This is a genomic window from Stenotrophomonas sp. P2112 (assembly GCF_041897515.1).
Taxonomy (GTDB): domain Bacteria; phylum Pseudomonadota; class Gammaproteobacteria; order Xanthomonadales; family Xanthomonadaceae; genus Stenotrophomonas; species Stenotrophomonas sepilia.
Genome location: NZ_CP169216.1, coordinates 4,023,663 through 4,043,896 on the forward strand (window position 1 = coordinate 4,023,663; position 20,234 = coordinate 4,043,896).

Genomic DNA, 20,234 nt, shown 5'->3' on the forward strand with positions numbered 1-20,234 from the left:
CACCACCTCCACTGCGGCATCCTGTCGCCCATCCTAGCCGTTCAAGCCCTCGGCGGCCGCGCCGATATGCTGGAACCAGTCCCTGCCAGCCCCAGGATTCGCTCCATGACGGACCAGCCCGACCACCGCCCTGCCCCCGGTACCGCCCTTGGGCCGCCGGCACGCGTGCGCGCGGTGGTGGACGATGGGCGGGGTGACCGCGTAGTGCTGCAGGGCGGCGGTGGCGTGGCGCTGCAGCAGCTGTTCGCAGGCGCCGATGCGCCGGAACCGCTGCTGGCGGCGTTCGCCAACGGAATGGCCACCCTGCCCGGCGAACTGGGCGACATGGGCGACCGCCTGCAGTCCGCACAGGCCAGCGCCGATTGGCCGCGCTATGGGCGCGCGATGCGGCAGCTGATCGACAAGTACATCCGCACCATCGAGCAGCATTCGCCGGACGGGCAGCCGGAAAGCCTGCGCCTGTCCGAGCAGCTGCGGCTGCTGCTGGGCGGTGCGGTGGTGGCCCTGCTGCAGCACGACCCGGACCTGCGCGAGCAAGCGCAGGCGCTGGCCCTGCGCCTGCGCCAATGGCAGCCGGGCACGGCCCTGGAACCCATCGAACAGGGCGTGCGCGAACTTGGCCACCAGGTCGGCGTGCGTGCCGAAAGCTGGCAGGAGCAGCAGGCGCTGCTGCTGGAGCTGTTCGCGCTGCTGCTGGAGAACGTCAGCGAACTGCTGGATGACCGCAGCTGGCTGCAGGGCCAGATCGCGGCGGTACGCCAGTTGCTGGACGGTCCGTTGGAAGCGGAAGCGGTCGAGCGCACCCGGGCCGAACTGCGCGAAGTGATCTACAAGCAGGGGCTGCTGCGCCAGGGCATCGACGATTCGAAGGCGGCGATGCGCGGGTTGATGGGCGAGTTCATCGAGCGCATGGATGGCATGGCCACCAGCACCGGCGAATACCACGACCGCATCGGCAGCTACGCGTTGCAGCTGCGCGAGGCGCGCAGCATCGCCGACCTCAACCAGCTGCTGCAGGAGGTGATGCGCGATACAGGCAAAGTGCAGCAGCAGGCCGCACAGGCCCGCGATCACCTGGCCAATGCGCGGCAGGAAGTGGAGCGCGCAGAGCAGCGCATTGCCGAGCTGGAGCAGGAACTGCGCGCCGCTGGTGACCTGGCACGCATCGATCCACTGACCCAGGCGCTGAACCGCCGTGGCCTGGACGAACTGCTGGAGCGCGAGCTGGCCCGCGCCGCACGCAACAACTCACCGCTGGGCGTAGCGGTGATCGACCTGGATGATTTCCACCAGACCAACGACGCGCATGGGCATGCCGGTGGCGATGCGTTGCTGCAGCACCTGGTGGCCGTGTGCAAGCTGCTGCTGCGCGCCACCGACGGCATCGCACGGCTGGGCGGCGACGAGTTCGTGCTGGTGCTGCCGGAAACCCAGGGCGCCGACAGCATGGCCACCGTGCAGCGCCTGCAGCGCTCGCTGGCCCATCGCGTGCTGACCGTGCAGGACCAGCGCGTGCCGGTGCATTTCAGCGCCGGGCTGGCGCAATGGCAGCCCGGCGACGATACCGAGACCCTGCTGCGGCGCGCCGATGACGCGCTGTATGCGGCCAAGCGGCAGGGCAAGAACCGCGTGCAGGCGGGGTGATCGTGGAATGGGGTCAGATCCCTTTTCCAACGGGAAAAGGGATCTGACCCCGAGGGTCTACGGGCTTATTTACCGCGCAGCTTCTGCAACCCGGTCACCGCTGCCAGCACGATGGCGCCGGCGATGATGCCGACCACCATGTTGCCCACCGCGCTCACCAGCCAGCCCCACTGCCCTTCGCCGCCCAGCGCCTGCACCGCGTGGTGCAGGGCCGGCACGTTGTGCACCAGGATGCCGCCGCCGACCAGGAACATGGCGATGGTGCCGGCCACCGACAGGAACTTCATCAGCCACGGCGCCGACGCCACCAGCCCGCGACCGAAGGCGGCAATGGCACCGCCCTTGCGCGACAGGTACAGCCCAACGTCATCGAGCTTGACGATGCCTGCCACCAGTCCGTAGACGAACACGGTCATCGCCAGTGCGACCACGCTCAGCGTGAGGATCTGGTTGGTGAACGACGCAGTGGCGACCACGCCCAGGGTGAGCACGATGATCTCGGCCGAAAGGATGAAGTCGGTGCGGATCGCGCCCTTCACCTTGTCCTTCTCCCACGCGACCATGTCCACCTGCGCGTCAGCCAGCGCCTTGCGGCGTTCGGCCTGGCGTTCGGCATCGTCGTCGGAGGAATGCAGGAAGCGGTGCGCCAGCTTCTCCACGCCTTCGAAGCACAGGAAGGCACCGCCGATCATCATCAGCGGCACGATCAGCGGCACGTTCCAGCCGCGGCTGCGCAGCCAGGCTTCCAACGCACTGATCGCCAGGGCCGCCGGCACCAGGATCACCTTGTTGACCAGCGAGCCCTTGGCCACCGCCCACACCACTGGCAGCTCGCGGTTGGCGTTGACCCCGGTCACCTGCTGCGCGTTCAGCGCCAGATCGTCGCCCAGCACACCGGCGGTCTTCTTCGCGGCGACCTTGGTCAGCACCGAGACATCGTCGAGCAGGGAGGCGATATCGTCGAGCAGGGCGAACAGGCTGGCACCGGCCATGGGGCGTCCAAGAGAGGGAATGCGCCGATTCTGACCGATCCGCCGGTCTCTGCGATAGCCGCGGGGTTCACCGCATGCCCACCTTCCCCCGGCGACACTGCCGAATCCGGACATTGCCGGCCAGCGCCCGGCACTACCGTCCTTGCCGCATGGGAGTTACGCTTGAGCAATCCGCCCACCGCCAATGGCAATCCCCCGCTGGTCAAAGGCATGAACCGGCGCAGCCAGATCCTGCGCCTGCTGATGCGCTACCGCCATTCGGGCGTTTTCTCGGGCATGAACCTGGACGTCGCCAGCAACCAGGCCGACGTGCCCGCCGATGGCAACCCGGAGCAGTTCGTCAGTGACCTGGAGGCCTTGGGGCCGACCTTCGTCAAGCTGGGCCAGATGCTGTCCACCCGCCCGGACATGGTACCGGTGGAGTTCGCCACCGCCCTGGAACGCATGCAGGAAAAGGTGGCGCCGATCCCGGTCGAGCGCATCCACGCCATCATCGAGCAGGAGCTGGGCGTGGGGGTTAGCAAGCTGTTTGCCTCGTTCGATCCCGAGCCGTTGGGCTGTGCGTCGATCGCGCAGGTGCATCGCGCGGTGCTGCATGATGGCCGCCACGTGGCGGTGAAAGTGCAGAAGCCTGAGGTGGCCGCGCAGCTGCGCTCGGACCTGGAAGCGCTGCGCAGCTTTGCGCTGGCCGCCGATCACCTGACCCAGGTGGGCCGCCGCGTGCGCCTGCGCGATTGGCTCAACGAGTTCGCCAAGACCCTGATGCAGGAGCTGGACTACCACGCCGAGGCCGAGAATCTGGCCCGCTTCGGACGGCATCTGCGGCCCTTCCGCCGCCTGTGGGTGCCGCAGCCGATCTGGGACTACAGCAGCCAGCGCGTGCTGACCATGGAGCTCGCCACCGGCGTGCGCGTGGATGCGATCTCTGGCGTGCGCCGCACCGAGCAGGACATGGATCCGCTGGCAGCGGCGCTCATCCGCGGCTATCTGGACCAGATCTTCGTGCATGGCGAGATCCATGCCGACCCGCACCCGGGCAACCTGCGGGTGATGCCCGATGGCCGGCTGGCGATCTTCGACCTGGGCATGGTCGCGCACATGCCGCCGCGCCTGCGCGAGCGGCTGCTGAAGATCCTGTTCGCCGCCGTCGATGGCCGCGGCGAAGAGGTGGCCGACGATCTGATCAGCATCAGCACGCGGCTGGAGGCCTTCGACGAAGAGCGCTACCTGCGTGAGACCGGCCAGCTGATCGCGCGCTACGCCGCCAGTGGCAGCTTCTCGGAAGGCCGCGTGGTGCTGGACATGGTGCGCATCGCCACCGCCTGCGGCCTGCGCACGCCGCCGGAACTGAGCCTGCTGGGCAAGGCCCTGCTCAACCTGGAAACCGTGTGCCGGCTGCTGGCACCGGAGCTGGACACGCGCCGCATCGTCGAGCGCCAGCTGCAGCACGTGATGCGCGCGCGCCTGAAGAAATCCCTGTCGGCGGCCAACATCGCCAGCGAGGCGATGGAGCTGCAGCAGCTGCTGCGCGATGGGCCGCGCAAGCTGTCGGACATCATGGCGCTGCTGGCCGAGAACCGCCTGCAGATGAAGGTGACCGGGCTGGAAGAATCGCGGTTGATGGAGAACCTGCAGAAGATCGCCAACCGCGTGGCGGCCGGCATCATCAGCGCCGCGTTGATCATGGCTGCGGCAATGATGATGAAGATCGACACCGGCTGGCACCTGTTCGGCTATCCCCTGATCGCACTGATACTGCTGCTGATCGGCGTGGTGCTGGGACTGGGCATCGTCACCAGTGCATTGCTGTTCGATCGCCGCGCGCGGGCACGCGAGGAACGCGGGCACCGCTGATGCATTGGCGAAAAAGCCGCGTATTCATGCGGTTTTTAATGCAATCCAACGAAGCCTTTCACGCTCGTTTTACCTTCGCGGCGTGATCGCGCGCGCGTCATTCCAACAAACATTTCAGTCAGGTTCGTGCATGCACTATCGGGTCATCGGCCTGTCATGTGGATGTGCTTGCAGCAGCGCCGGTCGGATGGACACGCGTCGGTACGACGTCCATCACCACCACCCCGTCACTGCCGAAGCTGCCTATGCTCTGGATACTGCTGCTGTCGTTGTTGCTGCTGTGCTGGCTGTTCCTCGCGTCCGACAAGTGGGTGTGGTGGAAGGCCGGTGCATTCTCGCTGCTACTGCTGATGCTCAGCGCGTGGTGGCTGATCGACAAGCTGTCCGGGGATGGGCTCAACGCCGCCACGCTTTATCACCTCGGCGCCGACATGGAAGGCGCTGGTGTCTCCGACTTCAAGGGCTACATCGCCGGCTTCATCGTGCTGGCGCTGGTCTCGCTGCTGCCGCTGTTTGCCACGCGGGTGAAGCGCTGGCGCCGGCCCGGCCACGGTGGTGCGCTGTTCGCCGGTTTCGCGACCGTGTGGGTGGCCACGATCCTGATCAGTCCGCTGGCCCGTGACGGCCAACGCCTCTACCAGCAGCTGCGCCCGGTCGATTTCGCCCGCATCGCCCCCGAGTACCAAGTGCCGACGCAGCCGTTGCAGCGCCCGCGCAACATCGTATGGATCTACGGCGAGAGCCTGGAACGCACCTATCTGGACGAGGCCGTGTTTCCCGGCCTGATGCCCAACCTCAACCGCCTGGCATCCGAGTCGCTGGACGTACGTGGCCTGGCCTCGGCCGAAGGCAGCGGTTGGACCATCGCCGGCCTGGTGTCGTCAATGTGTGGCGTGCCGCTGACCACCTCGCAGGGCGACGAGAACAGCATGGACCGCATGGGCAGTTTCCTGCCCAAGGCGGTGTGCCTGGGCGACTACCTGAAGCAGCAGGGCTACACCAACCATTACCTGGGCGGCGCCAACGGCCAGTTCGCCGGCAAGGGCCAGTTCCTGGCCAGCCATGGCTTTGACGAAGTGCATGACCTGGCATGGTTCAAGCAGCAGAAGAAGATCGGCCGCATCCACTACTCGGCCTGGGGCGTGCACGACGACGTGCTGCTGGACACCGCCTACCAGCGCTTCGAGCAGCTCTCACGCGCCGGTTCACCGTTCATGCTGACCACGCTGACCATGGACACCCACCACCCGGCGGGCCACCTGCCGGTGTCGTGCAAGGGCGAGCGCTACCGGAGCGGGTACGGCAACATCGGCCTGCTCAATGCACTCAAGTGCACCGACCGCCTGATCTCACAGCTGGTCGAGCGTATCCAGGCCAGCCCGTATGGGAAGGACACGCTGATCGTGATCGCCTCCGACCACCTGGCGATGCCCAACGACCTCAGCCACGTGCTGGCCAAGCAGAAGCGCGAGAACCTGCTGCTGTTCCTCGGCGACGGCATTGCCCCGCAGCAGCTCAGTGCCGACGCTGGCACCACCCTGGATTCCGGTGCGACCCTGCTCAGCCTGCTGGACCCGAACCTGAAGACGATGGGCTTTGGCCGCTCGCTGATCGACCCGCAGCGCGCGCCCAGTGCCAGCGTGGCCGCGCGGCGCGATGATGGCCGCGACTACCCGCAGTACCTGGCCTTCGCCCGTTCGCTGTGGCTGGGCCAGCCGACCCGCGAACTGAAGATCGATGGCGATGACCAGGTGGTCGTTGGCCTGCAGCACGTGCAGCCGCCGGTGCTGCTGGAGTACGACAAGGAGTGGGGCTTGAAGTCGGTGTACCTGGAAAACACCTCGCGCCAGTTCGATGATGCCAACCCGGACAACACCCTGGCCTACGTCGACCGTTGCACCGCGTTCGAGGACGGCTCGGCCGATGGTGACTGGTGCGCCCTGCTCGTCAACCGCGACAACGGCTTCAAGCTGTACCGCGACAACGACCTGCGCGGTGGCATCGCGGTGGATGCACCGCTGGATACGCTCCAGGGCCCGCGCCCGAGCGTGCGCCAGGCACACATGATCACCCAGAAGGGACGCCGTACGCGTGCCGGCCAGTACATGCTGCAACTGGTGGCGAGCACGCGCCCGGACCGCGGTTTCTGGATCGAAGCGGTGTCCTCGCAGCGCAAGGTGGTACTGGCCCAGCAGTGGGTACAGCCCGATGCCAACGGCAAGATCAACGTGTCGTTCGGGTTGGATCACGAAGTGGACGATCTGGAGATCCGCGCGTGGTTGAACCACGCCGAGAAGCTGGCGGTGGATACGTTCGCACTGGTGCCCTCGCGCAGCCGACCGCGGGGGTAGGGCTATTTGCAGGGCTGCGCCCTGCACCCGCTACAAACCGGAGCAACGGCAACAGCAACAGCGTGCATTCCGTGGTTGGGCGGGGCGGTGTCGGAGTGCGGGGACGCCGTAAATCCGTCCCTGGAGGTTGGCAGCCGCATCCATGCGGCTGACACCCCGCACTCCGACACCGCCCCACCTCTGACAGAGTCCTGCGGCTGTCGGTAGGTGCAGACCTTGGTCGACACTTTTGTGAGATATCGAAATCAATCTGGGGTCAGATCCGTTTTCCGGAGGAAAACGGATCTGACCCCAAAAGCAATTCCAAAAGATCGCGGAAAACTGTCGAAGGCGGGGTGGGTCCGGTTGCGGGGGCGTGAGCCGCATGGATGCGGCGACCGAGCTTACATGGGTGAGGGCGCTTCGCTTGCGAAGCACTGCTTCGCAACCGCCCGAACGCGCAGCCGCCAGCGGCTGGGCCGGGCCCCGGAGGGGTACCTGCAGCGGCCCCCGCAACCGGACCCACCCCGCCATCCCACAGGAAACCAGCTTTTGTCGTTGCCGTTGCCGTAGCTCCGGCTTGTAGCGGGTGCAGGGCGCAGCCCTGCAAAGAAACCCCTACTCCTGCGGATCGCGGATGATGTGGATGTCGGTCGGGGTCGACAGCGGAATGTTCCGCTCGGCCAGGATCTGCAACAGGCTGAAGTACAGGTCGCTGCGGGTGGCGTACACCTGCCGCGGGCTGGCCACGTAAGCGAAGCTGTTGATGGTGATCTGGCCACCGGCAATGCTGTCGATGTAGACCGTCGGTGCCGGCTGTTTCAGCACGTTGGTGTGCGCGGTGTACGCATCCAGCAGCGCCTGCCGCAGATTGCCGACATCCGTGCTGGGCGGCACCGCGAACTGGATCTGGATGCGGCCCTGGTTGTTGCCCATCGTCATGTTGCGCACGGTCTTGGTGACCAGCTCGGAGTTGGGCACGATCAACGTCGACTTGTCGCCCACCTGGATCTCGGTCGATCGCAGGCTGATGCGGCGGATGTCGCCCTCCTGGTCGCCCAGCTTCACCCAGTCGCCGATCTTCACCGGCCGCTCGGCCAGCAGGATCAGGCCGGAAACAAAGTTCTGGGTGATCACCTGCAGGCCGAAACCGATACCCACCGACAGCGCGCTGACCAGCAATGCCAGCTTGCTCAGCTGCAGGCCCATCGCCGACAGCGCCCAGATCACCGCGATGATGATGCCCACATAGCGGGCAACGGTACTCACCGAATTGCGCGCGCCCAGATCCAGCTCGGTCTTGGGCAGGTAGGTGTCGGTCAGCCAGCGCTGTACCAGCTGGGTAACGGCCAGGCCAGCCAGCAGCACCAGCACCGCCAGCACGATGCGCACCGGCTCCAGCTTGGTTCCGCCAATGTCGAATCCAGAGGTGAACAGCGAGGAGAAGCGCTCCACCACCGCGCCGATGTTGCCGAACGGTGCCACCAGCGCCAGCAGCGCGATCAGTACGACGATGGTGCGCAACGCCGCCGACAGCAGCACGCCCGCCTGTTCCAGCCGCGATACGCTCAGGCCGGTGCTGAGCAGGATGGTCTGGCCGACCTTGCTGTCGGCGTTGAGCATCCAGGTGCTCAGGTCATCGACGAACTTGAACAGCAGGGTTGCGGCCAGCACGACGATGCTGCCGCCGATCAGCTGCTGGTTCACGAACTTGGCGAAATTCAGGTAGCCCAGCAACGTGGCAACGATGGCCGCCACCACCGCGATATTGCCCGCTACCCGGGCCAGTACCAGCCAGCTGCTGCGGCGCACGGGCGTGGTTGCCCCCACGCCATCGGCCTGTGCTTCCAGCTTGGCCTCGGCCTCGGCGGTCTGCCGGCGATGCAGGCGCGCCAGGGTCACCAGCATGGCCATGATCAGGCCGAGGTAGGTCAGGGCAATCAGGCCGTCCAACGCCACCGTGGTGACGTCGCTGGTGCGCGTAGCCTGGTCGAGGGCCACCAGCACCGTGCTCAGCCAGGCCAGCGCCGCCGCGCCCCAGGCATATTTGCGCAGCTTCAGCGCGGCGGTGTCGTCCAGGTTCAACAGCCGCCATGACGGGCGCTTGGGCACCAGCAGGCAGGCGCTGAGCGCGGCAATGAAGGCCGCACGGAAGGTGGCGGTCTCCAGGCCGTCGGCCACGACCTGCAAGCGCGGCGCGATGGCATCGATCGCATCCAGCGCCGCCATCAGTACCACCACGGCATAACCGGGCAGCAGCGTGCCCACCAGCAGCAGCCACATCGCCAGGCCAGACCGGCGCAGTCGTCCATCAGGTGCGCGCTCGGACGCGGCGAACTGCCGCCCCAGCCTGCGCAGCCACAACCGCAGCGGGAACATCATCACCAGCGCGGCCAGCAGGCCCAGCAACGGCGTGCCCCAGCCATGGGTGCGGATGCCGGCCACCAGCGCGTCACGCCCCTGCTCGGCCAACGGCGCAACGCGCGCGATATCGATCGGCAGGCGCTCGGCCACCTTGCTCCACAACGCAGGCGACAGCGGCGAGGCGACCTTCTGGCCCAGTTCTTCCGTACGTTGTGCGGTGCGCTGCTGCTCGATGTCCGCCGCCAGCTGCTGTGCACGCACGGCACTGGCCTTGGCCTGCGCTACCGACGCGGCCAGGGCGTCGCGCTGCCTGGTTATGGCCCGTCGCTGCGCTGCCAGCTCCGGCGGCTCCGTGGTGCCCTCGGCAGGCGTCCCCAGCTGCGCCAGCTGCTCGTTGATGCGATCCAGCTGGGGCTGCAGTGCCTTTTCCAGTGCCTCGGCGTCACGCCGTGCCTGCGAGGCATTCTCGGACAGCATCGCCAGCGTCTCGGTGGCTTCCGCATCGCCACGCTTGCGCTCGACATCCTTCAACCGCGAATCGATGTCCGCCAGCTGTTGCTTGGGCGTGGGGTCCTCCTCCTGCGCCAGCACCGGCGCGGACAGCAGGAAGGCAGTGCACAGCAGCAGGGCCCACCAGGGCCCTCGTGCACGGATCGATCGCAGGAAAGAAGACACGCAGCCACACCGGTTCGCGCGGACCACCGCGCCTGGGCGCGACTATACGGCAGAGGCGGTAAAGGACGGATGGGGGACGCGCAGCAGTATCAGTACTTGAGGCGCAGCTCTTCCACGGTCGGCTGCTGCAGCGCGTACCAGTCCTGGAACTCTTCCTCGGTGATCTCATCGGGCGCATATACCGCCACCGGGTGCCACTCGTGGTCGGTCGGCAGTGGCTGGCGCGGGCCGGCTCGCAGGCTGTAGCTGACGCCCTCGTAGTCGACCAGATCATCGACCTGCGGCCACTGTTCGCGTGCGAACGCGGATTCACTCTTCAACAGGATCACCTGGTACATCGGCACCTCCACCTTGGTTGGATCAGGAAAACACGGCGCTGGCGGCAGGATACCGCCATGCCGGTGACAACAGGCACGTCGCAGCGGCGACGGATCGTTCTGGACACGGCCATCGCCCCGGCTTCACCCGCCCATGGCGAGCCCATCGGCATCGTGGAGGCCCGCCCCTGCCACGATGACCGATGACCGAGCACCCGCCGCTGAAGACCGTCGCCGACCTCAAGCTGCCGCGCTACCTGGGCACCTGGTACGAGATCGCGCGCCTACCGATGCGCCACGAGCCGGAAGGCTGCACCGATGTGTCGGCGCACTACACCCTGCTCGACAACGGCAATGTCGGCGTCACCAACCGCTGCCGCATGGACGGCGAGATCGAAGAAGCCACCGGCGAGGCCTGCGCCGTCGACAACGACAGCGCGCGCCTGGAAGTCAGTTTCCTGCCCAAGGGCCTGCGCTGGCTGCCGTTCGCCAAGGGCGACTATTGGGTGATCCAGGTCGCCCCGGACTACAGCGTCTCGCTGGTCGGCAGCCCGGATCGCAAGTACCTGTGGCTGCTGGCGCGCGAGCCACGCCTGGACGCGACCGTGCAGGACCATTATCTGGCCGCGGCCCGCCTGCAGGGCTTCGATCTGTCCGAACTGATCCAGACCCCGCATACCGGCCACCCCACCGCCTGAGCACGACCACGCATGGACCTGAAAAGTGGCTACCCCTGGTGGGCAGTGCGCAACGGACTGCTGCAGGCCTTTCCCCCGCTGGAGCAGGATCTGCGCTGCGACGTGCTGGTGGTCGGTGGCGGCATCACCGGTGCGCTGATCGCCGACGAACTGTCCGCCCACGGCCATGAGGTGGCGGTGATCGAGCAGCGCGACATCGGCTGGGGCAGCACGGCGGCCAGCACCGCGCTGTTGCAGTATGAGATCGATACCCATCTGCTGGAACTGGCCGAGCGCTATGGCAAGGATGCCGCCGCCCTGGCCTACCTTGCCTGTGCCGACGCGATCCCGACACTGGCTGAAGTGGCACGCGGGCTGAAGGAGGTGGACTTCCGGCAGATGGACAGCCTGTACCTGGCCAGCCGGCGGCGCGACGTGCCGCGCCTGATGGCCGAAGGAGCTGCACGCCGTGATATTGGACTGGACGCGCGTTGGCTGGACCGCGAAGCCCTGCGCGAACGCTTCGACGTGGATGCCGGCGGCGCCCTGTTGACCCGCCAGGCGGCGCGGATCGATCCCTACTGCCTCACCTACGGCCTGCTCAAACGAGTGCGCCGTCGCGGCGGCCATGTGCACGACCGCACCGTGCTGCACACGCTCAGGCCTGGCGCGCAGGGCGTAACCGCGATGACCGAGGCCGGCGCCACGGTCCGTGCCCGCCACGTGGTCCTGGCCATGGGCTACGCCAACCAGCGTTGGCTTGAACAGCGGGTCGCGCGCAACCGCAGCAGCTACGCCTTCATCACCGACCCGATCGATGCGGACACGCTGGGCCGGCTGCAGCGCACGATGGTGTGGGAGAGCGCACGCCCGTACCTGTACCTGCGCGCCACCGGCGACCGCCGCCTGCTGGTGGGTGGGCTGGACGACGCCATCGATATCCCGGCGCGGCGCGACCGGCGCGTGCAGCGCAAGGCCGAAAAGCTGATGGGTCAGCTGCTGCACTGGTTCCCGCAGCTGGACCCGGTGCCCGCTTTTTCCTGGGCCGGCACCTTCGCCGAAACCGCCGACGGCCTGCCCTTCTTCGGCCCGCACGCGCAGTGGGGGCCGCGGGTCCATTTCGCCATGGCCTACGGCGGCAACGGCATCACTTATTCAATGATCGGCGCCCAACTGCTGCGCGCCCGGATCGAGCGGCGCAAGCATGCGCTGGAAGGGCTGTTCGGGTTCGAACGGTTGTAGCGTGCAGCCAGGCATGGCCTGGCTCTACCGCAAGCGGGCGCCGACAGGCATCATTCAAGCAACCCCTGCTAGCGTCGGCCTGTACCGCCGCGTGTTGCGTGGCCACCTGTCCGCTGGAGCGCCGTCATGATCCGCCCCCTGACCCTGCTGCTGTGCCTGGCCCTGCCGGGAACCGTGCTGGCCCAGTCCGCCGCCGGCGCCACCGCGCCGCAGGCTGCCGGCCTGGACCTGACGCTGCCGCAGGCGCCGATGCGCTATCTCAACGACCCGGCCCTGCAGCAGGACCCGCCCGGCACCTATTACGGTGACAAGAGCGGCCCGCGCGTGCACGACGACGCGAAGATCGCCGACGTCACCGACGACAAGGTCAAGGTGTCGGGCAGCTTCACCACCGGCATCGGCTATTCCAAGAACGGTGGCAACAGCCACTACAACGCGGCCACGCTGAACCTGAGCAAGAACTACACCACCGATGAGGGCAAGACCCACGGGGTCAACGTCAACATCCACGTGAGCGAAGGCAAGGGACCGGGCTTCTTCGGTCCGTATGGCGGCTATTACGGCCGCGGCCCGGGCTATTGGGACTACCCGCCGCCGTACGGCTGGTAAGCCAGCTCCTGTAGAGCCGAGCCCATGCTCGGCTACGGTTGGCCGCAAAGCCGAGCATGGGCTCGGCTCTACATGGGCCAACGTCAATCCAGCCAGCCATCGCGCTCGCTGTGCAGGATACGGCCGTCGTAACCGCTCAGGCGCGCCTCCACCTTCTGGTTGCGGGCATTGCGGGCTTCCAGCGACCAGGTCGCACCATCGCGTTCCAGCGAATGGATCTCGCGCAGGCCATGCGACTGCGCCCGTGCCAGCACCTGCTCGGTGGTCAACAGCGCGCGCCCGTTGTGCTCGTCGAAGATCTCGCCGGTCTTCGGGTCCACGTAGACCTCGCTGAAGCGGCCATCGGCGCGGCTCACGTCGGCCTCCCACAGGCCATCATCGCGTTCGATTTCGTGGATCTGGGTATAACCGGCCTTGCGCAGGGTCTGTTCGACATGGGCCATACCCAGCGGTGCGGCCTGTGCGGCCGGTGCGATGGCCAGCAGGGCAACAGTGGCGAGGGTGAGCGACTTCAACATGGGGGGTCTCCTGTTCGTGTTCGTAGCCGGACCATCCCGGCAACGCCACGATGCATGCCTCGGCTAACAGCGCCTTAGCCGTGGCTGTTAGCCGGCTGTTAGTCATCCCCGGCACACTCGCGCCTGAACCCCTCATTCTTTCTGCACCCGCATGCTCGCCACCCTGCCCCTGCTGCTGGCCCTGGCCAACGCCCCGATCGCCGCCGCGCACGTACAGGACCCGGCGCAGCAGGTCGCGCGCCGCGCCGTGCAGCAGGGCCGCTACGTGCCATTGGAAAGCGTGGTGCGTGATGCACTCAAGCGCTACCCCGGCCAACTGCTGGAAGTGGAGCTGGACGACGGCGTCTACGAAGTGGAGATCCTGCGCGGCGACGGCGTGGTGGTGGAGCTGGACTATGATGCGCGCAGCGGAAAGCTGCTGAAGACGGAGCTCGACGACTGATGCGCATCCTGTTGGCCGAAGACGATGCCGCACTGGCACAGCGCCTGGTGCCCCTGCTGGAACAGGCCGGCTATGTGGTGGCGGTGGTCGCCGACGGTCGCCAGGCCGAGGAGATCGGCCAGATCGAGGACCTGCAGGCCGCCATCGTCGACCTCGGCCTGCCCGGACTGGATGGACTGAGCGTGATCGAGCGCTGGCGCGGCAATGGCCGCAGCTTTCCGGTGCTGGTGCTGACCGCGCGCGGGCGCTGGCACGACAAGCTGGCTGGCTTCGATGCCGGTGCCGACGACTACCTGACCAAACCGTTCCAGGCCGACGAACTGGTGCTGCGGCTGCGCGCCTTGATCCGCCGCAGCCACGGCCACGCAAGCCCCCGCCTGCACTGCGGCCCGCTGCAGCTGGACGTCAACGTCGGTCGTTTCGAGCTGGACGGCAAGCCGTTGCCGCTCAGTCCGCAGGAGTTCCGGCTGCTCAGCTACTTCATCCATCACAGCGGCCAGGTGATCGGCCGTGATCGCCTCGGCGAACAGGTGTTCGACGGTGGCCACGACCCAGACTCCAACGCACTGGACGTGCTGCTCGGACGCGTGCGCCGCAAGCTCGGCATCGACCTGATCCAGACCGTGCGCGGCCAGGGCTGGCGGCTGGCCGCGCCGTGAGCCGGCAACCATCGCTGCGACGGCGCCTGCTGCTGGCCGGCGGCGTCGGCCTGCTGCTGGTCTCGCTGCTGGCCAGCGCGCTGCTGGGCGAGCTGTTCAAGCGCAGTGCGCGTGACCGCCTCGACCACGAACTGCAGCAGGACATGCTGACCCTGCTGGCGCAGGCCGAAGTGGATGCGGACGGACAGCTGCGCCTGCGCCAGGAACCCAATGACGCACGCTTCCAGCGCGTGTTCTCCGGTGCCTACTGGCAGATCGCCGGGGCCGATGGCCGCGTGTTGCTGCAGTCGCGCTCGCTGTGGGATGAAACCCTGCCGGCGCCGGTTGCCGGGCCGGCCACCCGCAACCTGGCCGGGCCGCTGCAGCAATCCCTGCGCGCACGCGTGCAGCAGGTGCGCCTGCCACGCGCCAGCGAACCGTTCGTAGCCGTGGTCGCCACCGATCGCAGCACACTGGATGCGGATGTTGCCGCGTTCCGCAACCGCACCGCCATCGCCCTGGGCGTACTGGTTGCGGCGTGGCTGGCGGTGCTGTCCAGCCAGGTGCACTTCGGCCTGCGCCCACTGCATCGCCTCGGTGCGCAGCTGGAACGGGTACGCCGCGGTGATGTGCTGCGCATCGACACGCAGGAACTGGGCGCGGAGGTCGCACCGCTGGGGGAAGAACTCAATGCACTGCTGGACCACCAGCAACGCATGGTCGCGCGTGCGCGCACCAGTGCACAGGATCTGGCGCATGCGATGAAAACCCCGCTGAGCGTGCTGGCCACCGAAGCTGACGGCGATGGCGCGGACTGGCGGGCCACCGTGCGCGAGCAGAGTGCGCGCATGCAGGCCAGTGTCGACCGTTACCTGGCTGCAGGACTGGCCGCCGACCATCGCCAGCGCACCGACGTGGCGGCCGTCGCACAGGCGATGTGCCGGCTGATGGCACGCGTGCATGGCGAACGTGGCATCGCGTTCACGGCGGCGGGCATCGACCCGACGCTGCAGTTCGCCGGTGCCAGCGCGGATCTGGAGGAGATGCTGGGCAACCTGCTGGACAATGCCGGGCGCTGGGCACAACGGCAGGTCCAGGTCAGCGCGGAGGCCGACGACGGCCAGTTGCGCATTGGGGTCCGCGACGACGGCCCCGGCCTGGCTGCAGACGCGCTGGAACGGGTCACCCAGCGTGGCGTGCGGCTGGATGAGCGCGTGGGCAGCAGTGGATTGGGGTTGGCGATCGTGGGCGATATCGCCGCCAGCTACGGCGGGCGCGTGGTGCTGGAAAATGCGCAGCCCGGCCTGCGCGCAACGTTGTGGTTGCCGGTGGCGTGAAGCGACCAACCTGACGGTGGGTAGTGCCGGCCGCTGGCCGGCAACCACGTGGTCACCAGGAACACCCTGCGGAAGCCGGCCAGCGGCCGGCTCTACCAAGCGCCAATCCGACCGGTCGCCGTGCATCAAGCATCAACGGTGGTGCATCCACCAGCAATCAATTGCGTCCAGCACGATGTGGATGATCAGACCGATGCCGAACAACCGCGTTTTCTTCGGCACGCACAGCCCGGCATAGACCGCAATGGCCGGTGCGGTGTGCAGCGGATGGAAACCAATGCTGCAGCGGTTCGGTGCATAGATCGGGTCGGCCAGCAGATGGTCCAGGTCGATGATCCAGCCCAGCAGCATCAGCAGCCACGCCGAGGCGAAGCGCTTGCGCCAGAACAACCATGCCAGCAACGCTGGCACGGCGGCATGCAGGAACAGGTGGAAGATCGCGCGCGCGCTCATGGTGACCGGTAGCGCCGGGCCATGCCCGGCGTTCCCGTTTACCTCAGACCAACGGCTCGTCGGAGAGGTAGGTATAACCGGTCAGGCCGGCTTCCAGCGCGTCCGACAGTTCCTGCGCGCGTTCCGGCGACAGCTGCGCTGCAGCCACGCGCTGCGCATAGGTCGCCCGCAGTTCGTCCAGGCGGTAACCCACGTAATCCAGCATCACGTCGGTGGTGTCGCCGCGGCGCTGCTGGGTAATGGCATAGCCATCGGCATCGGCCAGCACTTCCACCGCGTCGGTATCGCCGAACAGGTTATGGATGTCGCCCAGGATTTCCTGGTACGCGCCGACCATGAAGAAGCCGATGCGGTAGCTCTCGCCCGGCTTCATCTTGTGCAGCGGCAGCGAGCTGTCCAGGCTCTCGTTCTCGACATAGGTTTCCACCATGCCGTCCGAGTCGCAGGTCATGTCAGCGATGATGCCGCGGCGGTCCGGGGTCTCGTCCAGGCGCTCGATCGGCACGATCGGGAACACCTGGTCGATCGCCCACACGTCCGGGATCGATTCGAACACGCTGAAGTTGACGAAGTACTTGTCGACCAGGCGCTCGTTCAGTTCGTCCAGCACCGGGCGGTGGCTCTTCTCGTCATAGCTCAGGCGCGCACGCACGCCGTGGGCGATGGCGTAGAACAGATCGTCGATGCGCGCACGCTGCGGCAGGTCGATCTGGCCCAGCGCGTAGCTGGCCAGGCCTTCGGCATGGAAATGCTGGGCTTCCTGGAACAGTTCCACCGCCGGGCGCACGTCCAGCTCGTCATGGATCTCGCGCAGGTGGCGGATCGCCGCCGGCTCGTCGTCGTGCTGGTCCGGCACGCGGCCTTCCTGCGCCTCTTCCACTTCCGACACATTGGCGATCAGCACCGCGTGGTGTGCGGTCATCGCGCGGCCGCACTCGGTGACGATGCGCGGCGGGGTCAGGCCGAATTCTTCGCAGGCATTGGCCAGCGGCTGCACGATGTTGCTGGCGTAGGAATGCAGGCCGTAGTTGATCGAGCAGAAGCTGCGCGAACGGGTGCCTTCATAATCCACGCCCAGGCCACCGCCCACGTCGACGTGGGTGATCTTCGCGCCCAGGCGCGACAGCTCCACGAAGTAGCGGGTGGCTTCGCGCATGCCGTTGGCGATGTCGCGCACGTTGGAGATCTGCGAGCCCATGTGGAAGTGCAGCAGGTTCAGGCAGTCGGCATACTCGGTGTCACGCAGCGACTTCCACAGGTCCAGCAGCTGGCGCGGCGACAGGCCGAACTTGGCCTTGTCGCCACCGCTGTTCTGCCACTTGCCGGCGCCCAGCGAGGCCAGGCGCATGCGCACACCCAGGCCCGGCTTCACGTCCAGCGCCTTGGACTCTTCCAGCACCAGCTTCAGCTCGGACGGCTTCTCGATGACGATGAAGGTCTGCAGGCCCAGCTTGCGGCCGATCAGGGCCAGGCGGATGTACTCGCGGTCCTTGTAGCCGTTGCAGACGATCAGCCCGCCCGGGCGCGACAGCGCCAGCACGGCCATCAGCTCGGGCTTGCTGCCCGCTTCCAGGCCGAAGCCCTCGCCGTGGTGGCTGGCCAGGGTGCCGGCCACGCCGCGGGTCTGATTGACCTTGATCGGGTACACGGCGGTGTAGCCGCCGCTGTACTCCCAGTCCTGCTGGGCCTGGGCGAAGGCCGCCTGCAGCTTGCCCAGGCGCTGGCCGAGGATGTCCGGGAAGCGCACCAGCAGCGGCAGCTTGGCGCCCGCCGCGCGCGCCGCATCGACCACCTTGGGCAGCGACACCACCGGGCCGTCCGCCCCGGTCGGTCTCACCACCATGTGCCCGGCCTGATCCACGTCGAAGTAACCGTCCGCCCAATGCGGGATCGAGTAGGTCTTGCGGGCTTGGTCGAGGGACCAATCGGTCATTTCAGTCGGCCTTGTTGGCAATAAAAGGGGGGGCATGATAACGCCTATGTGCCCACAGGTTCGTTATCATGCGCGCCCGCGCCCGTGACAGGTTCCAACCTGAACGGGCCGATCCGTCCGGATGTGGCATCTGTGCCACGCGGCCCCGCCCGCCAGCCCGGCTCCACCCCTCCGAACAGGACTGTTTTCCAATGACTGACAGCAACAACTGGTACATCGAACACTTCGAGCGCACCGGCTCGGCCATCGGCTACCGCATCACCGGCAAGCTGGACGAGGTGCAGTCGCCGTTCCAGAAGATCGAGATCTTCCAGACCACCGACTGGGGCAACCTGATGACCATCGACGGGGCCATCATGCTGACCAGCAAGGACAACTTCTTCTACCACGAGATGATCAGCCACCCGGTGCTGTTCACCCACGCCGCGCCCAAGCGCGTGGTGATCATCGGTGGCGGCGACTGCGGCACCCTGCGCGAAGTGCTCAAGCACACCAGCGTTGAGAGCGTGACCCAGTGCGATATCGACGAGCAGGTCACCGTGATGGCGCGCAAGCACTTCCCGGAACTGTGCGACTCCAACGACGACGCCCGCGCCGAGCTGCTGTTCGACGACGGCGTGGCCTACATGGCCAACTGCCCGGCCGGCAGCGTGGACGTGGTGATCGTGGACTCGACCGACCCGGTCGGCCCGGGTGAAGGCCTGTTCAACAAGGCCTTCTACGAGAGCTGCTTCAAGGCCCTGAAGGACGACGGCATCCTGGTGCAGCAGTCCGAGTCGCCGCTGATGCAGCTGGAGCTGATCAACGAAATGCGCACCGAGATGGGCAAGGCCGGCTTCGGTTCGTTCAAGACCCTGCCGTTCCCGCAGCCGTGCTACCCCACCGGCTGGTGGAGCGTGACCATGGCGCGCAAGGGCGACAGCAGCTTCGACTTCCGCCAGGCCGACTCGGCCGCCAAGACCTTCAACACCCTGTACTACACCGCCGCGCTGCACACCGGCGTGCTGGTGACCCCGCCGTTCGTGCAGGCTGCACTGAAGTAAGGCGTGCCGACCAACGGTCGGCACCCACCAAGGCGAAAGAAAAACCCGCGCTGGCGACAGCGCGGGTTTTTTCATGTTCCGGTAGTGCCGGCCGCTGGCCGGCAACCTCATGTAACGATCAAAGCGCCCAGATACCTGCAATCACCGCCACCACCAGGCCCCACTTGATCAGCTGGTAGGCCACCACGCTGCGCTCGCGCAGTGCCTTGGCCTTCAGGCGCACCTTGTAGACGCTGCCGAATGCCTTGTTGACGCCACCGGTCGGGTCACCCGGCAGGTTCGGCGAGGCGCCGCCGGCCAGCAGCGTGGCCGCCACCGCGCGGTTGAACAGCCCCGGCAAGCCGAAGCGCAGCGGGCGGGCGATGTCGCAGAACAGGATCACGCGGTCCTGCTGCGTCTCGTTGTGTGCATGGTGGATGTAGGTCTCGTCGAACATCATCCACTCGCCGTCGCGCCAGCTCTTCTTGATGCCGTCCACTTCGATGTAGCAGGCATCGTCGTTGGGCGTGCTCAGGCCCAGGTGCAGGCGCAGCGAGCCGGCGAACGGGTCGCGGTGCGGGCGCAGCTCACTGCCCGGCGGCAGCTGCGCGAACATCGCCGCACGCACATCCGGGATCGACTCGATCAGCGCCGTGGTCTTCGGGCACAGCGTCTTCGCCGACGGGTGCGACGGGCCGTACCACTTCAGGTAGAAGCGCTTCCAGCCACGACGGAAGAACGAATTGAAACCGGCATCGTTGAACGTGCTGGAGGCGGCGATCTTCTGCGCGTCGCGCAGCGCCAGCGCCTCGTCGCGGATCATCTGCCAGTTCTGGCGCAGCGGCTCCAGCTGCGGGAACTCCTTGCCCGGGTCCAGGAACGGCGTGGTCGGCACCTTCGAGAACATGTACATGACCACGTTGATCGGGGCCATGAAACTGGAGTGGTCCAGCAGCTGGCGCGACCAGCGCGCGCGGACCTTGCCACGGAAGTGGATGTACAGCACGCAGGCTACGAACAGCGCTGCAATGACGATTTTGATGATCAAAGCACTTTCCTCCAGCCGCGGCCGGAACGGGAAACGGGGCGATGCACGGCCAGGCGGCCAGCACCGATGGGGAACGCGGCAGGGGACGGGGACGTGCCGGAGGGGGGCGGCCGCCGATGTCGCGGGTTAACAGCTTATG

16 protein-coding genes and 1 pseudogene are annotated in these 20,234 nt (G+C 67.0%); 10 read left to right on the forward strand and 7 right to left on the reverse strand.

Annotated features, from left to right (window positions below; genetic code table 11):
* Nucleotides 1–105 precede the first annotated feature (105 nt).
* On the forward strand, nt 106–1,644 hold the full coding sequence (locus ACEPA4_RS18535; RefSeq protein WP_005419936.1) for a GGDEF domain-containing protein: 1,539 nt from the start codon (nt 106–108) through the stop codon (nt 1,642–1,644).
* 65 nt (nt 1,645–1,709) lie between these two features.
* Here the strand turns inward: ACEPA4_RS18535 and ACEPA4_RS18540 are convergent, their stop codons facing one another.
* Nucleotides 1,710–2,636, reverse strand: coding sequence for a DUF808 domain-containing protein (locus ACEPA4_RS18540; RefSeq protein ID WP_005419938.1), 927 nt, complete (start codon nt 2,634–2,636; stop codon nt 1,710–1,712).
* Nucleotides 2,637–2,843: 207 nt separating this feature from the next.
* Between ACEPA4_RS18540 and ACEPA4_RS18545 the strand changes: the two are divergent.
* Together ACEPA4_RS18545 and ACEPA4_RS18550 are read left to right on the forward strand one after the other, a co-directional pair.
* Nucleotides 2,844–4,490: pseudogene (locus ACEPA4_RS18545) on the forward strand (ABC1 kinase family protein); the annotation flags it as partial.
* Nucleotides 4,491–4,735: 245 nt separating this feature from the next.
* Nucleotides 4,736–6,841 (forward strand): phosphoglycerol transferase I, encoded by a 2,106-nt coding sequence (locus ACEPA4_RS18550; RefSeq protein ID WP_111129211.1) that lies wholly within the window; start codon nt 4,736–4,738, stop codon nt 6,839–6,841.
* A gap of 597 nt (nt 6,842–7,438) precedes the next feature.
* Here ACEPA4_RS18550 and ACEPA4_RS18555 read toward each other — a convergent pair.
* Nucleotides 7,439–9,859: a DUF3772 domain-containing protein gene (locus tag ACEPA4_RS18555; protein WP_065186534.1), complete on the reverse strand. Its 2,421-nt coding sequence runs from the start codon at nt 9,857–9,859 to the stop codon at nt 7,439–7,441.
* Nucleotides 9,860–9,948: 89 nt separating this feature from the next.
* Nucleotides 9,949–10,197, reverse strand: a complete 249-nt coding sequence (locus ACEPA4_RS18560; protein WP_005419952.1) for a hypothetical protein — start codon at nt 10,195–10,197, stop codon at nt 9,949–9,951.
* Between the two features lie 182 nt (nt 10,198–10,379).
* Between ACEPA4_RS18560 and ACEPA4_RS18565 the strand changes: the two genes are divergently transcribed.
* From ACEPA4_RS18565 to ACEPA4_RS18575, 3 genes are all read left to right on the forward strand, one after another.
* Complete coding sequence (locus tag ACEPA4_RS18565; protein ID WP_005419954.1) at nt 10,380–10,874, forward strand: lipocalin family protein; 495 nt, start codon at nt 10,380–10,382, stop codon at nt 10,872–10,874.
* 12 nt (nt 10,875–10,886) lie between these two features.
* The gene (locus tag ACEPA4_RS18570; RefSeq protein ID WP_262090103.1) at nt 10,887–12,095 is read left to right on the forward strand and encodes an FAD-binding oxidoreductase; all 1,209 of its coding nucleotides are present in this window, start codon (nt 10,887–10,889) and stop codon (nt 12,093–12,095) included.
* A 126-nt stretch (nt 12,096–12,221) separates the two neighbouring features.
* On the forward strand, nt 12,222–12,704 hold the full coding sequence (locus ACEPA4_RS18575; RefSeq protein ID WP_019661543.1) for a hypothetical protein: 483 nt from the start codon (nt 12,222–12,224) through the stop codon (nt 12,702–12,704).
* 83 nt (nt 12,705–12,787) lie between these two features.
* Here ACEPA4_RS18575 and ACEPA4_RS18580 read toward each other — a convergent pair whose 3' ends face one another.
* The gene (locus tag ACEPA4_RS18580) at nt 12,788–13,222 is read right to left on the reverse strand and encodes a PepSY domain-containing protein (protein WP_262090104.1); all 435 of its coding nucleotides are present in this window, start codon (nt 13,220–13,222) and stop codon (nt 12,788–12,790) included.
* Between the two features lie 151 nt (nt 13,223–13,373).
* Here ACEPA4_RS18580 and ACEPA4_RS18585 point away from each other — a divergent pair, with 151 nt between their 5' ends.
* From ACEPA4_RS18585 to ACEPA4_RS18595, 3 genes are read left to right on the forward strand one after another with little or no spacing between them, the layout of a single operon-like run.
* Nucleotides 13,374–13,664, forward strand: a complete 291-nt coding sequence (locus ACEPA4_RS18585; protein ID WP_053497441.1) for a PepSY domain-containing protein — start codon at nt 13,374–13,376, stop codon at nt 13,662–13,664.
* Nucleotides 13,664–14,323 carry a response regulator transcription factor gene (locus ACEPA4_RS18590; RefSeq protein WP_262090105.1) on the forward strand — a complete coding sequence of 220 codons (660 nt, stop codon included), beginning with the start codon at nt 13,664–13,666 and terminating at the stop codon, nt 14,321–14,323. The genes ACEPA4_RS18585 and ACEPA4_RS18590 overlap by 1 nt, the downstream gene beginning before the upstream one ends.
* Nucleotides 14,320–15,639 carry a sensor histidine kinase gene (locus tag ACEPA4_RS18595; RefSeq protein WP_262090106.1) on the forward strand — a complete coding sequence of 440 codons (1,320 nt, stop codon included), beginning with the start codon at nt 14,320–14,322 and terminating at the stop codon, nt 15,637–15,639. Before ACEPA4_RS18590 ends, ACEPA4_RS18595 begins: the two co-directional genes overlap by 4 nt.
* Before the next feature lie 132 nt (nt 15,640–15,771).
* Here ACEPA4_RS18595 and ACEPA4_RS18600 read toward each other — a convergent pair whose 3' ends face one another.
* A complete protein-coding gene (locus ACEPA4_RS18600; protein ID WP_005411369.1) occupies nt 15,772–16,092 on the reverse strand; it encodes a DUF6122 family protein in 321 nt (106 codons plus the stop codon).
* Between the two features lie 43 nt (nt 16,093–16,135).
* Nucleotides 16,136–18,025, reverse strand: a complete 1,890-nt coding sequence (speA, locus tag ACEPA4_RS18605) for an arginine decarboxylase (RefSeq protein WP_061480252.1) — start codon at nt 18,023–18,025, stop codon at nt 16,136–16,138.
* Between the two features lie 191 nt (nt 18,026–18,216).
* Between speA and speE the strand changes: the two genes are divergently transcribed.
* A complete protein-coding gene (speE, locus tag ACEPA4_RS18610) occupies nt 18,217–19,068 on the forward strand; it encodes a polyamine aminopropyltransferase (protein ID WP_005419974.1) in 852 nt (283 codons plus the stop codon).
* Between the two features lie 118 nt (nt 19,069–19,186).
* Here speE and ACEPA4_RS18615 read toward each other — a convergent pair whose 3' ends face one another.
* Complete coding sequence (locus tag ACEPA4_RS18615; protein WP_032954620.1) at nt 19,187–20,092, reverse strand: aspartyl/asparaginyl beta-hydroxylase domain-containing protein; 906 nt, start codon at nt 20,090–20,092, stop codon at nt 19,187–19,189.
* Nucleotides 20,093–20,234: the final 142 nt, after the last annotated feature.

Bases quoted from the DNA above. Each gene is read 5' to 3' on its own strand.
- ACEPA4_RS18535 (WP_005419936.1), top strand. From the start codon at position 106: ATGACGGACCAGCCCGACCACCGCCCTGCCCCCGGTACCGCCCTTGGG.
- ACEPA4_RS18540 (WP_005419938.1), bottom strand. From the start codon at position 2,636: ATGGCCGGTGCCAGCCTGTTCGCCCTGCTCGACGATATCGCCTCCCTG.
- ACEPA4_RS18550 (WP_111129211.1), top strand. From the start codon at position 4,736: ATGCTCTGGATACTGCTGCTGTCGTTGTTGCTGCTGTGCTGGCTGTTC.
- ACEPA4_RS18560 (WP_005419952.1), bottom strand. From the start codon at position 10,197: ATGTACCAGGTGATCCTGTTGAAGAGTGAATCCGCGTTCGCACGCGAA.
- ACEPA4_RS18565 (WP_005419954.1), top strand. From the start codon at position 10,380: ATGACCGAGCACCCGCCGCTGAAGACCGTCGCCGACCTCAAGCTGCCG.
- ACEPA4_RS18570 (WP_262090103.1), top strand. From the start codon at position 10,887: ATGGACCTGAAAAGTGGCTACCCCTGGTGGGCAGTGCGCAACGGACTG.
- ACEPA4_RS18575 (WP_019661543.1), top strand. From the start codon at position 12,222: ATGATCCGCCCCCTGACCCTGCTGCTGTGCCTGGCCCTGCCGGGAACC.
- ACEPA4_RS18580 (WP_262090104.1), bottom strand. From the start codon at position 13,222: ATGTTGAAGTCGCTCACCCTCGCCACTGTTGCCCTGCTGGCCATCGCA.
- ACEPA4_RS18585 (WP_053497441.1), top strand. From the start codon at position 13,374: ATGCTCGCCACCCTGCCCCTGCTGCTGGCCCTGGCCAACGCCCCGATC.
- ACEPA4_RS18590 (WP_262090105.1), top strand. From the start codon at position 13,664: ATGCGCATCCTGTTGGCCGAAGACGATGCCGCACTGGCACAGCGCCTG.
- ACEPA4_RS18600 (WP_005411369.1), bottom strand. From the start codon at position 16,092: ATGAGCGCGCGCGCGATCTTCCACCTGTTCCTGCATGCCGCCGTGCCA.
- speA (WP_061480252.1), bottom strand. From the start codon at position 18,025: ATGACCGATTGGTCCCTCGACCAAGCCCGCAAGACCTACTCGATCCCG.
- speE (WP_005419974.1), top strand. From the start codon at position 18,217: ATGACTGACAGCAACAACTGGTACATCGAACACTTCGAGCGCACCGGC.